Genomic DNA, 13182 nt, shown 5'->3' on the forward strand with positions numbered 1-13182 from the left:
AGACACCATGACAAAGTACAAAAATTTTTATACTTTCTTATCCAAATAAACCAAAAAGCAGCCTATTAAAGGGTGTATCATCAATAAAACGTTCAAATTAATTGCCAACAAAAAATGCCCTCATATCACCAAGGGCAGCAGTTTACCTTATTTAAAGCCCGCAAACACTTTAAAAGTAATCATACCACTACCAGTTTTTTATTTCAACTTCATGTATAACGAACTGAACCAAAAAAAGCATGATTTCCCATTCATTTCCCCATTGAACATCGGTATTTTAATTTACAAATTGACTAGCTGCCTGAGTTTTGGTGTGAAAATTCCCTATTGCTTGCAAAAAGGAAATTCTCAACATATTCCTTTAAGTCCTCATAATCTTCGCCATAGCATACATGATGCTTAGAGCAGGGGAGCAAACGAAGCTCCTTCTCTTTTGAAGGGATGGTTTTGTATAAATAGTGTGCACTTTTAACAGGAACAATTCCGTCACATTCACCTTGTATGATGAGGACTGGCAAGGTTAATTTTTTCAAATAAGGTTTTACCTTCTTCACTAATTTCTGAAATTCCATCGTTGCAAGCAGCGGAGTTTCATGTAATTTTTTCTTATAACGTTTAAATAACTCGTTTTCATTAATTTTCCCGGTCAGCATATCTTTAATCATATCTTTGCAATCCAGCAACAACTGTTTTGGGTTTACATAATAGACCGCAGCACTTAAGAGCACCAGCTTCTTCACTTCATATTTTGCCGCTAAATACGAAGCAATAACACCTCCCATTGAAAAGCCGACTACATATACCTCATCGGCTTCCTTCATTAGGGCGTTCAGCTCCTTTTCTGCATGTGCAATCCAATCATGATAGGTATACCCTTTTAGCGAGAGTGTTTCACCATGTCCCGGGAGAGTTGGCACTTTTACAATCCAATCTGTCTTTTCCTTCATATAGGATGCCAATGGCTCTACCTCATATGGCGCACCTGTAAAACCATGAATAAAGAGACATCCGATCATGCGTTGGTACCCCTCCTTAAAGCGCAGAGCCAGTTTTATGTAAGCAAAACCTTTTCTGCTGCATCACATAAGATTATTTTTAACATTTTACGGTTTATTCATCCCTGTTTTCCTATCTTTTTCCCGATCTTAACGGGGAGTAAACAGAAAGTGAAGAATAAAAAACAAGTGTGAGATGATTGCCCGTAAAGATCAGACGAAGGATTGTTACACAAGTTGGCAAAACACATAAAGAAGTGTCGGTTTTAACGTAATGTGTCTCAGCACAACCGTACGTGAGGGATGGCCGACTAACTTTCGTCACGACCTGTAGCAAAGTCGGCACTTATACATCCTGTATTTCCGGGCCCATAATGGAAGTCTCACTTTATTAATTCATTTACGACTTCTTCAAGTCTCATTCCACGGGAAGCCTTCACAAGTACAACATCGTTTTTGTTTACCATTGATTTTAGTTGGGTAATTAATGCCTGTTTATCCTCGAATGGGTGGATGCATTCCTCTGGAAGGTTTTGTTTAGCGCCATTTGCAATTTCAATCCCTAATTTTCCAAAGGTGAATAGATGGGAAATTTCCTCTTTTTTAAGGGATGCACCTACCTGGCGATGAAATTCCATCTCATTTTCCCCTAATTCAAGCATATCTCCAAGAACAACGAATTTTTGGTTAAAACCGGTTAAATCATTAAGTAAACGGATGGCTGCAAGCATTGAGGTAGGACTTGCATTGTAGGCATCATTAATAATGGATACCCCGTTTTTCGATTCAACTAACTCTAAACGCATTCCTGTTATTTTTATCGCTTTAAATCCTTCGATAATGTCTTTTTCTTTTACTTCAAAGAAACGTGCGGCTGCATAGGTTGCCAGCGCATTACTGACATTATGCTTTCCAAGCACCGGAATGAAAAATTCAGTATCCTTAATTTTAAAGGATGTTCCGTTAACCTGCTGAATAATTGATGTAGGGAAGTAATCGTTTTTAGGACCTTCTCCAAATGTTACAGAGGATATCGATAAAGATGGAACCCGTTCCTCCAGCAATGGCTCATCCCCATGGTAAATTAGCAAACCATCCTGTTTTAGACCCTGCACTATTTCAAGCTTAGCCTCGGCGATACCCTCTCTTGAACCTAAATCCATTAAATGAGCCTCACCGATATTTGTAATAAGCGCTACATCAGGTTTTGCAATCTTTGATAAAAGTTCAATTTCACCTTTTCCGCTCATTCCCATTTCTAGAACAGCAATTTCTGTATCCTCAGCCATACTTAAAACGGTTAAAGGAAGACCGATATGATTATTAAAGTTTCCTTTAGTTTTATGTACCTTATAGGTTGTTTCAAGAACGCTTGAGACCATATCTTTTGTCGTTGTTTTCCCATTGCTGCCTGTAATTCCAACAACCTTTGGCTTTACTTGCTGCAAGTAGGCTTCAGCAAGATCCTGCAACGCCTTTAATGTATCATCAACAAAAATAACCGGTATATTTTCCGGCGGATTTGATTCCTTTTCATCCCAGACAACGGCCGCGGCTCCATTCTCTATAGCCTTTTCGACAAATTTATGTCCGTTAAAGGTTTCTCCTGCTAATGGAAAAAATAAATTTCCCGTTTTTACCTGGCGAGAATCAGTTGTGACTCCGTTTATTTTTTCATGCTTAAATGCTTCATTCAGTCCTGAGCCATTTACCATACCTTCAATTTCGGTTAATGTACGTTGAATCATATTGTAAGCTCCTTTTCTATGAATATAGTCTTAACCTTTTTTTCAAACAAAGAGGAACTGATTATCATCCATTCAGCCCCTCTATTAAAACGCTATATTCAAGTTCTTAGTTAATTAAAAAGAATGCTTTATTTGCTGCTTTTGTTCAAATCTTTCTAGTGCAAGCGAAACCAGCTTTTCAATTAATTGTGGATATTCAACACCTGTATGCTTCCAAAGCAATGGGAACATGCTATATGGAGTAAAGCCAGGCATTGTATTTACCTCATTAATTAACGCCTTTCCGTCCTCAGTTAGGAAGAAATCAGCACGCACTAATCCAGAACCGTCAATTGCTTTAAATGACTTGATCGCCATTTCTTTAATCGTTTCATATTCTTCATCTGTAATATTTCCTGGAATAATGAGATCTGTATCCCCATCCTCATACTTTGCTTTATAATCATAGAATTCCTTTTTAGGCGCAATCTCACCAACAACAGAGCAAACAGGATGGTCATTGCCGATAACAGCAATTTCAATCTCGCGGCCGATAATTCCCTCTTCAACAATAATCTTGCGGTCATATTCAAAAGCTTCCTTGAAAGCTTGTTCTAATGACTCTCGATCTTTACATTTATTGATGCCAACGCTTGAACCCAGGTTGGCAGGCTTTACAAAGCAAGGGTAGCCTATTGTTTCTTCCACATTGTCGTAAGCTGTTTCTGGGGCTGATTCAAAATCGCTTTTAATAAAGGAAACATATTTAGCTTGCGCTAAACCTGCTTGAGCGAATAAATTCTTCATGATCACTTTATCCATGCCAGCTGCAGAAGCTAAAACACCATTTCCTACATATGGGAGATTCAACAACTCAAGCAATCCTTGTATTGTGCCATCCTCCCCATTTGGTCCATGTAACAATGGGAAAATAACATCTATTTTTTCCTGATCCGCTACTTTTGCAGGGAATAATTCAGAATTTAAGGAAACCGGGGAAACCGTGCTGCCTCCATCCTCAAGTTTGAGGGAGCTTACCTGACTTACAGGTGCATCTAAAGCATTTCCTCTTACCCATTCACCGTTTTGATTAATATAAATTGGATGTATTTCAAATTTATTCATATCTAAGGCATTTATAACTGCAAGGGCTGTTTGCAGGGAAACATTATGCTCTGCAGATTTCCCCCCATAAACAAGGCCTAATTTAATTTTCATGTAGATTTCCTCCTCAAGTATCATCATTCCTATTTTATCACTTTAAGCAAAAATTGTTATTAGAGATTCCTTTATTTCTTTTATAAGTTTTCGTAACAACTTGTCTTTTTTTAATGATACTGTCAGATTTTCTGTTTGTATTTATTAATCAGATGATTTTCCCTTGAGGATAATGTATGTATACTGGATGCATTCTCTTTACTTTCCCTTTGTTGCTTCAAAGGTATAAACTTTATGGTATGACCTCCCATTTTGTCCATTCGCTTGCTGATAATCCCCTGAAATAGCCACATTAGTAAAGCCGATTTTTTCAAGTACTAACTTAAATTCTTTTACCCCAAACCATAGAAATGTTTGCAATCTTCGTTCTCTTTGAAGACACTCTCCTGCTGTCCACTGTTCATAAGTCAAAAAATACGTTGCTTTTTGTTCATAATAATCCACATCAATCATTTGCGATTCAAATACTAATAGGTTGTCTTTATCATATTTTATTTCCGATTTCTTTGGATTTGAATGAGAATGTTCTTCCTGCAAAATTAAGTCAATGATTATTCTGCCGTTTGGCTTTATATGATCGTAGCATGATTTTAATGCCTTAATCGCCATCACTCTTTCAGGAATCGCTAAAAATTGCCCAAATGGTATGAAAATGGCATCATATAAATAGGAAGGTTTTAACAAAAACGGCTCAGCTGTTGTATTTTCCTCAAATACCTGCTTGGCAATAACCATCCCTTCAACTTGCAGACCATTGCCGGTTAATGATGGCTGTAAAATCGCCTTTCGTAAGCCCACCTCAAGAATTCTGCCCTTATATCCCGAAAGCTGTTTACTATAAAAACTTAAGGCATTTGAGTACACATTATTCATGTCTTTCCGTCCATCTAGTTTGTCCATGACAAACCAACGTAAAGCAGCATCCATTTCACATCACTCCTAACATAACTTTAAGGGGGAGCTTATCTTGCACTCCCTTTATCATTCCCTTTTTTTCTTAACAATTATGTAAAATAAACCCTCCCGCTAAAAAGTAAGTCAATCTTTTTCATTCATTTTCCAATATTTTCTTTATAATAAAGATGGAAACTTTTTATTGAATAAACGAAACATCTTATCTTTTTAGTCGTCTTTCATTATGGGGCAAGGGGGGAGAAAAGCGTGGACAAACAAAGCATTTCAAACATACTTGAAGCCAACAGATCAAAAATTATCAAAATAACCAAGAATATTATTAAAAACCCCTCTTTGGTAGATGACATTGTTCAAGATGCCAGTCTAAAAATCTATACATATTTTCAAAAGAAGGATTATGTGTTGCCTAAAAATCTGGAAGCATGGGTAACCATTATTACGAAAAATACTGCTTATGACCATCTAAGAAAACTAAAGCGGCAGCAAGATCTACAGCAAAATATAAATGAAATGTATCAATCTCATTATCCTCAGGGGTCAGAGATTCCAGAAAATACACTGCTTACCAGGGAAAAGATTCAGTATATAAATGAAGTCTTCCACCTGCTTGATGAGGAAACGCAAGAAATATTCATTCTTCGGAATAAAGGCTATTCCTATCAGGAAATTTCAAAAAAGAAGAAGCTTTCGTTAGGAAAAGTAAAAACGAAGATTTTCCGCGGCCGAAAAAAAATGATGGATCACCTTATCGAAAAGGGGGTGCTGTAATGACCTGTAAAGAGTTTCATGAGAATATCCTTACATTTGAGCAATTGTCCGAACAAGATCAGAATCAACTGTTAGAGCATATTGAACAATGCTCAGACTGTCAACTCTACTTTAATCGCTACTTAACATTAGAAGAAGGGCTAGATATCATTCTTGAAAAAGAACAAGTTCATGTCGCTGGCATCAAGAAAAAATCGTATCAGCGAATCTTTAAAACGGCATTACTCACCTGTGCTTCTCTTTTACTTTTGATTGTCGGTGCATGGAATACTCCGCCAGTAAAAGCTGTAATTAAAAAGGCATTAAACGAAGTGATCATCGACCATTTCTTAAATGGCCAAAAGCCGTTGAATCATCAAGAGGATAGTGCAACAACAGAGAATATAATTTATATGGAACAGAACCTGCAAAATGGGGAAACTGTTTATGTATACGTTTCGGGACAAAAAGTGAGAAAAGAGTATCAAAATGGCAACTACTCGATATCAGATGAAATGTATTTAGCATCCTATTCAAAAAAGGATAACTTGTTTGTTCTAAAAGAACTTGATTATGAAGGAATTCCTTATGAAGTTGAATTCTTCCGAAACATCGATCCAAAAAACATTTCCTATCTGGGTGAAAAAATGTATTTAAATCGAAAGGCCAATGTTTACTTAGTAAAAGAAGGGCAGCATGTAAAAAGAGAATATTGGTTTGATAAGGATTCTAGTTTATTTATTAAAGAGGTTGAAATTTACAATGGTAAGCGCCAGGAATGGGGAGGGTTAAAAAAGTTTGAAATGATGAAGGTTAAAAAAAATCATCGCTTATTTGATTTTATCGCACCTGAAGGAGCAAGGATTGTTGATGAGTCAAAATAGTTTGAACGGCATAAAGGATAAGGGGCTTCCCCCTTTCACAATATATAGGAATTTACACTCAAACTGTTAGTCCTACATATTGTGTTTAAGGGGTCTGACCCTTTGCTTTTACGTACAGTCATTATCCTGTTGCAAAGGATAAATAATGATAGGTTTGTTTCCCTACAATTCCATCAACTTTCAACCCCTTACGATTTTGAAATGCTTTTACAGCAGCCTCTGTTTTGGTCCCAAAGATTCCATCTATTGCCCCAGGCTCATATCCTAAGCAGCTCAGAGCAGATTGTATCCCCTTTACATATGTACGATTATTCCCTGAATATCCCTTTTTTGTTAGATAAGGAAAATCAAAATTTATCTTTGTATTATTTAATACGACACCAATTGTTCTGCCGCCAGAGGAGCCTGTCTGAATATACCCCTTCCAGCCCTGTCCAACAATCCACGTAAAACCAGATGATTCTGTTTGTATTTCCTTTGTCCAGGAACTTCTTCCATTGCAGCTAAATGCTCTTACATAATAATAGGCTGTACTGCTTAATTGGGATACCGTTGCTTGCTTTTGATCAGAATAATCTTTAGGGGGAAGGTCTAAGGCCTCCTCTGCAAATGCTTGTCCAATGCAGATGCTCCCAGCGAATACCAAACTTACCAAACATGTGATTATTTTCCCCATTCCAACTCCTCCTTTTTACTTAATACGGAAGCAAATGGAAGAATGTTTCACGAATTTCATGTTCTGATGAAATAATCAAACAGTCTCTTTATTAATTGGGAGACACCTTGTACACTTGAGTTGTATATAACTCAATTTATTTTACTCATACTATTAAAGGAAGTGAAAACCTTGAAACGAGTCAGTGTTTTTTGTGGTTCAAGTTCTGGAGCATCGCAAATGTATACAGATGATGCAAAACGACTAGGCACTCAGTTGGCAAAAGAAGGAATTACCTTGGTCTATGGCGGTTCAAAGGTTGGCCTTATGGGAACTGTTGCCAATGCTGCATTACAAGCGGGCGGAGAGGTAATTGGTGTGATTCCAAGAATGTTAATGGAAAGGGAAATCGCTCATACGGGTTTAACAGATTTGATTATTGTAAATACAATGCATGAGCGTAAAGCGAAAATGGAAGAATTATCAGATGGTTTTATCGCGATGCCTGGCGGTCCTGGAACGATGGAAGAGTTTTTCGAGGTCTATACTTGGGCCCAATTAGGTGAACACCAAAAGCCAATCGGTATGCTAAACAGCCAACATTATTATGATAAGCTTCTCTCCTTTTTTGACCATATGATCGAACAACAATTTTTAAGATCAGAATATCACTCCATGATAATTGTCGAAACAGATCCTCATCAACTCATCGAAAAATTTAGGCATTACGAGCCGCCAAAATTAACAAAATGGATAAATCGCGAACAAACATAAGGAATATTTTTCGGGAAATAATTTGTCTAAACTTGACGAGAAAAGACATATCCCGATGAGATTAAACCTAAAAAATTTAATTCCTTCATCTTGGAATATCATCAATGATTTGTTAAACACTACATACTAGAGGTGAGGTTTAATGAATCGAGGGATATGGACAGCACTTTCAGGGATTGGAATTGCTCAAGGATTAAAAATTTTTACCAATAAAAGGGTAAATGGTGTGTGGGATTGGCGGCCAATCTTCTCAACAGGCGGAATGCCCAGCTCCCATTCTGCAGGAGTATCTGCATTAGCAACCTATGTAGCGGCAAAAAAAGGGTGGGGTTCAACTGATACTGCTTTAGCGGTCATATTTGGAATCATCGTTATGTATGATGCACAAGGAATAAGAAGACATACAGGTGAAATTGCGAAAATAGTCAATGATCTTGATGCTGATATAGAAGTACTTTCAGGTCATATGCCAGGTTTATTTCATGTAAAACAAGAAAAGGAATTGAATGAGCTTTTAGGCCATCAGCCTGCTGAGGTTGCCGGCGGAGCCTTATTAGGAATTTTGATTGGCCTAGTTAGCTCAATGTTAGAAGCAAGAAGATAAGAAAGGAGCAAGCGCCTTGCTCTGCCTTGGTCCAATAAGCCACTCATGAATAGAAGGCTTATTTATCCTCAATTTAGTAAGAGGAAGGCTTGGAATCAGACACCAAAACTAGGTATAAATTTTATTCTTTCTTAATTTTTAAAAAGAGGATGACTCAACCTAAGGATCGGGCGATCTTTGTCCGTTCCTGCTGAGTCATCCTTATTCTATATGTTAGTTTGTCAGCAATTTGAATGCCTGGTATCCAAAATATAAGCCAAAGCCTATTAACGATATACCCGATATGATAGAGATAGCAATAAGCAGTTGATTTGTTAAAAATTTACGGAAGGTACTTGCTACACATGCCATCGTAAAATCCCAAAGCAGCAGACCTGATAAAATGGCTGTGCTATAAACAATCAGTTGATTTGTGCTGTAGGAGGCAGCTGCATTTGCTAATACTGAGCCATATATTCCAAGCCAAAACATAATAGTAAGCGGATTTGCCAAAGACATAAAAAAACCTGAGAAAAATGATTTTGAATACGTAACTTGCGTTCTCTGGTTATGTATCGTTATTTTATTAGCCCCAAACAGGCTTTCTATTCCTGTATAAACTAAGATAAAAAAGCCAAAAAGCCATAAAAATGCCTTCATAAATGGAATTTCTAAAAAATGCACTAACCCTAAATACACCACTAACATATAAGCTAGGTCTGCCGTTGTGGCTCCTAACCCCACTAGCCATGCATGTATGAATCCGCCTTTAATTCCCTTGTCAATCTGGGCAGCATTAATTGGACCGATCGGTGCTGCTAATGATAATCCCAAAAAAATGTAGCTAATAATAACGTTCATTCATTTTCCCCCAGAATTACAACAATTTGTGATGCTTGTACATTTTATTCATAAACAAGGAGATTATCACTTATTTTTCCAAAGGGAAAACATGATCCAATATGCTATTCATATCTTAAACTACTACGATATAACTCTTACATCTAATAAAAAAAACCAGCCCAAAGGCTGATTTTTTGTTTACTTAATGTACATTTACGAGCTTAATATGCTCGATATGATGTCTTCCATGCCAGGAGTATAATGCCAGAGTTGTAGCTAATGAGATAAAACTACCCATTCCCGGATGATAAAAGCGTTTATCATAGTCAGCTTTGCTCATTGACCTTAGCAAATGTGACCACCGAATATGGAGGGACTCTAGTAATTGAACGGAGACATCTACAGGCAGCTCCGTAGAATCGGGTAAGAGAGCCCATGAATTTTCATCATACGCTTTGATGGCAGGTTTATCTTCAGTAAGGGCAAGTTTAAAGCGAATATAACTGTTCATATGACTATCGGCAAGATGATGCACGACTTGCTTTACGGTCCAGCCGCCATGGCGGTACGGCGTATCCATTAATTGCGGTGATAGGCCTGCTAATGCCATTTTTAATCGTTCTGGGGTTTCTTCAATGTCTAAAATCCATTGTGCAATGTCATCATTTGTTAAGCGTTCTGGGGCTTTGAACTCTCCGATTGGATATTGAAGGCTTTTTCGCATCTGCACACTCTCCCTTAATTACTTCTTACAATTTGATTATATTTCCTATACTCTTTTTATACAAGGAAAGACCATCTTTTAGAAAACCATGAAACATTTGCGTGTTCATATAGGTAGGTTTATAGTATGATAACCCTGATAACCAAAATATGTATGGTTTAAACAAGTAAACTGAGGTGATCTTTTGAGAGCTATATTACTCGGGGTTTGTTCCTCTTTCTTTTTTGCCTTTACATTTGTCTTAAATCGCTCAATGGAACTCTCAGGAGGAAGCTGGTTATGGAGTGCTTCACTGCGTTATTTTTTCATGGTTCCATTTTTGTTTCTGCTCGTGTTTTGGCGGAAAAATTGGCTGGCACTATGGGAAGAACTGAAAAAAAATCCTAGTCAATGGTTCTTATGGGGAACTGTAGGATTTGGCCTTTTTTACGCTCCAATTTGCTTTGCAGGTGCATATGGTCCAGGATGGCTTGTCGCTGCAACCTGGCAAATCACGATTCTATCAGGCTCGCTCCTTGTTCCTTTGTTCTATGAAGAAAGACAGACCGCAAATGGACCAATTAAAATTAGAGGGCAAATCCCATTGAAAGGCCTTTGTATGTCATTCATTATTATTGCAGGCATTGCCGTCATGCAATATGAACATGCATCACAATTATCATTAAAGCCAATGCTTTTAACCATTATTCCAGTGTTGATTGCATCTTTTGCATACCCTCTTGGGAACCGAAAAATGATGGTGATTTGTGAAGGGAGATTAGATGTTTTTCAGCGCGTACTTGGTATGACTTTAGGAAGTCTGCCTTTTTGGATCGTTTTAGCTATTATTGGAATCATAACAGACGGACCTCCAACGAAAACACAGACCTTCCAATCTTTTTTAGTAGCAATCTGCTCAGGGCTTATTGCAACACTGCTATTTTTCCAAGCGACAAATTTAGTGCAACATAATATGGCAAAGCTTGCAGCTGTAGAAGCTACACAATCGGTTCAAGTACTATTTGTCCTGATTGGAGAGATTCTCTTTCTCCAAGCACCGCTTCCAGCTCCGGTTTCTTTAGCAGGAATCCTATTTGTCATCGTCGGGATGATGCTGCATAGTATTGTGTCACGGACAAATCAAGTAAAGGTGTCACCAAACAAAGGTGCTTCAAAGCAATTTTCATAAGAGAGCTTTGGAGTTAGATAACAGAAAAAAGCTCGCCTCTTGCGAGCTTTTTTCTTATTCGAACATAGTTCCTAATCGGCCTTCCAAAGCTCTACACGTTTTTTGACAAGCTTTGTGTATTCCTTTTCTGCCTCTTCTACACCTGCTTTTTCTAAATCCTTCATAAAAGTGTTCCACACTTTATCAAAGTCTTCTGGTTTAGCAAGAATGGCCTCTGGGATCCGTTTTTTCACTATATCTAAAGATTTTTGCATTATAACCTCTAAATCCGAGCCAGCTTCAACAGGAATATTGTAGGCTGCTCCCCATGGCTTCACTGGGAATTCTTCCTTTTGCGGATAGAAGTCTTTCCACATTTCTACTCCATAATTATTTAAAACTTCTTTTTCAACATCTGTATAGGAATTTTTAATTTGATCAGGACTTGCAATTGAATATGTTTGTCCTGTTGAATCTGTTACACCATCCCCATAATAAGGGGCAAAACCTTTTAGGACACCAATTCCGGTTTCTTTTACATAGTTTGCATTATTGTTGCGTTTTTTCATCTCTTCTTCAGAGATGAGGCGCTTACCGTCAACAATTTCGTAATGCTCTCCTTCAATTCCCCATTGCTGTAGAATTTGCCCTTCTTCTGATGCTAAGTAATCAAGGAATTTTATCGCTCGGACAGGATCTTCGCAATCAACAGAAATTCCTATTCCCCATCCGCCAAGATAACCTGTATCTTGGAAGTTAGGATGCTTATATTCTTCAGTCAATGTTACAGGGTACATGCCATGCATTCGTTCATGCTTTCCTGCTTCCCTGAGTGCACGCTCAGCATCTGCAACTTCCCAATCAGTGTCAATCAGCCCCAGAACACGGCCAGATGAGATTTTTGCTAAATATTGATCATATTTTTGCACAAAGCTTTCTTGATCTAATAACCCTTCCGCATTCATATGATTCAGCCAACGGAAGTACTCCTTTTCATCCGGCCTGCGGTAGTGCATTGTTGCCTCATATGTTTCCGGGTTAATATAAAACTCTCCATCGTCGGATGCACCGGTAGCGAAAAATGCCGGATTGGTTGTTGAAATCATAATTCTCCAATCATCGGCCAGTAAAGATAAGCCAAGTGTCGGCTGCCCATCGATTGTTGGGTGCTTTTCTTTGTATTCTCTTATTGCATTTTCAAAATCCTTCACCGTTCTGATTTCGGGATAGCCTAATTCCTTTACAACTTCATGCTGGAGCATAAAGCCCGTTCCAGGAGTCCAATACGTATGATCAACTGGAGAAGTTGGCAAGATATAGATTGATTGGTCCTCATTACTCCACTTTAAACGATTAAAATATTCACCATATATCTTTTTTAGGTTAGGCGCATGCTCTTCAATCAGATCTGTTAAATCAATTAAAGCTCCTGCTTCAACTAATGTACCTGCAGAACCCTTCGGCAAGATTAAGTCTGGATATTCTCCGCTTGCAGCCATTAACGGAATTTTCTGTTCTCCACCGCCAACATCAAATTCAGCATTTATTGTTACACCTGTTTCTTCAATAACTTTTTTGCTTACTGGGCTCTCCATATTATCCCACTGTGAATGTGGATCGGCACTGAATAAAGAGAAGGTAACCGGACCATCTGAACTCCTGCTGTCTGTCTTATTTTTCGACGCACTTTCATTACTGCAGCCTGTAATCGCTAGAACACATGTCAGCAGAAGACTGGCGACTATTTTCTGTGTTTTTCCACCCATGTTTATTTTCTCCCCTATTCGCCATTATAAGTGATAGCACATTTCAACCTATTTATGACTCATACACTCTGTCGTGCTTCTAAAAAACCGCTTTTTCTGAATGCGCTTTCTATTCATCCTCTAACCCATCCCCTCCGATCTACACTTTTATCATAGCGAAATTTTAACCTTATCAATACCCGCTAGATTTAGAGAGAATTCAGG

At 38.0% G+C, this 13182-nt stretch carries 13 protein-coding genes; 5 read left to right on the plus strand and 8 right to left on the minus strand.

All coding sequences use genetic code 11. The annotated features are described in order from the left end of the window. Window positions 1-293 precede the first annotated feature (293 nt). The 4 genes from WQ54_RS10335 to WQ54_RS10350 form a co-directional block, all read right to left on the minus strand. Window positions 294-1016, minus strand: a complete 723-nt coding sequence (locus tag WQ54_RS10335; protein WP_046515977.1) for a carboxylesterase — start codon at window positions 1014-1016, stop codon at window positions 294-296. A 362-nt stretch (window positions 1017-1378) separates the two neighbouring features. Further along, entirely contained in the window at window positions 1379-2743 is a 1365-nt protein-coding gene (gene murF / locus WQ54_RS10340; protein WP_046515983.1) for a UDP-N-acetylmuramoyl-tripeptide--D-alanyl-D-alanine ligase, read from the minus strand. A gap of 114 nt (window positions 2744-2857) precedes the next feature. Then, the gene (locus WQ54_RS10345) at window positions 2858-3940 is read right to left on the minus strand and encodes a D-alanine--D-alanine ligase (protein WP_046515987.1); all 1083 of its coding nucleotides are present in this window, start codon (window positions 3938-3940) and stop codon (window positions 2858-2860) included. Window positions 3941-4138: 198 nt separating this feature from the next. After that, window positions 4139-4867, minus strand: coding sequence for an SAM-dependent methyltransferase (locus WQ54_RS10350; protein ID WP_046515989.1), 729 nt, complete (start codon window positions 4865-4867; stop codon window positions 4139-4141). Between the two features lie 234 nt (window positions 4868-5101). Between WQ54_RS10350 and WQ54_RS10355 the strand changes: the two genes are divergently transcribed. Together WQ54_RS10355 and WQ54_RS10360 are read left to right on the plus strand one after the other, a co-directional pair. Next, window positions 5102-5623 carry an RNA polymerase sigma factor gene (locus tag WQ54_RS10355; RefSeq protein WP_046515992.1) on the plus strand — a complete coding sequence of 174 codons (522 nt, stop codon included), beginning with the start codon at window positions 5102-5104 and terminating at the stop codon, window positions 5621-5623. Beyond that, window positions 5623-6486 carry a hypothetical protein gene (locus WQ54_RS10360; RefSeq protein ID WP_046515993.1) on the plus strand — a complete coding sequence of 288 codons (864 nt, stop codon included), beginning with the start codon at window positions 5623-5625 and terminating at the stop codon, window positions 6484-6486. Before WQ54_RS10355 ends, WQ54_RS10360 begins: the two co-directional genes overlap by 1 nt. A gap of 121 nt (window positions 6487-6607) precedes the next feature. On the opposite strand, the gene WQ54_RS10365 is transcribed toward WQ54_RS10360, so the two are convergent. Further along, window positions 6608-7162 (minus strand): peptidoglycan-binding protein, encoded by a 555-nt coding sequence (locus WQ54_RS10365; RefSeq protein WP_046515997.1) that lies wholly within the window; start codon window positions 7160-7162, stop codon window positions 6608-6610. Window positions 7163-7333: 171 nt separating this feature from the next. Here WQ54_RS10365 and WQ54_RS10370 point away from each other — a divergent pair, with 171 nt between their 5' ends. Then, the gene (locus WQ54_RS10370; RefSeq protein ID WP_046515999.1) at window positions 7334-7915 is read left to right on the plus strand and encodes a TIGR00730 family Rossman fold protein; all 582 of its coding nucleotides are present in this window, start codon (window positions 7334-7336) and stop codon (window positions 7913-7915) included. 142 nt (window positions 7916-8057) lie between these two features. Next, window positions 8058-8519, plus strand: a complete 462-nt coding sequence (locus WQ54_RS10375; RefSeq protein WP_046516001.1) for a divergent PAP2 family protein — start codon at window positions 8058-8060, stop codon at window positions 8517-8519. Window positions 8520-8732: 213 nt separating this feature from the next. Here the strand turns inward: WQ54_RS10375 and WQ54_RS10380 are convergent, their stop codons facing one another. Both WQ54_RS10380 and WQ54_RS10385 read right to left on the minus strand, forming a co-directional pair. Next, window positions 8733-9359, minus strand: a complete 627-nt coding sequence (locus tag WQ54_RS10380; RefSeq protein ID WP_046516005.1) for a LysE family transporter — start codon at window positions 9357-9359, stop codon at window positions 8733-8735. A gap of 184 nt (window positions 9360-9543) precedes the next feature. Next, window positions 9544-10065: a YfiT family bacillithiol transferase gene (locus tag WQ54_RS10385; RefSeq protein ID WP_046516008.1), complete on the minus strand. Its 522-nt coding sequence runs from the start codon at window positions 10063-10065 to the stop codon at window positions 9544-9546. A gap of 184 nt (window positions 10066-10249) precedes the next feature. Between WQ54_RS10385 and WQ54_RS10390 the strand changes: the two genes are divergently transcribed. After that, window positions 10250-11233, plus strand: coding sequence for a multidrug resistance efflux transporter family protein (locus WQ54_RS10390; protein WP_046516010.1), 984 nt, complete (start codon window positions 10250-10252; stop codon window positions 11231-11233). Between the two features lie 71 nt (window positions 11234-11304). Here WQ54_RS10390 and WQ54_RS10395 read toward each other — a convergent pair whose 3' ends face one another. Next, window positions 11305-12978 carry an ABC transporter substrate-binding protein gene (locus WQ54_RS10395; protein ID WP_046516013.1) on the minus strand — a complete coding sequence of 558 codons (1674 nt, stop codon included), beginning with the start codon at window positions 12976-12978 and terminating at the stop codon, window positions 11305-11307. Between the last annotated feature and the right edge of the window lie 204 nt (window positions 12979-13182).

The organism is Bacillus sp. SA1-12 (assembly GCF_000981385.1).
Classification (GTDB): Bacteria; Bacillota; Bacilli; order Bacillales; family Bacillaceae; genus Metabacillus.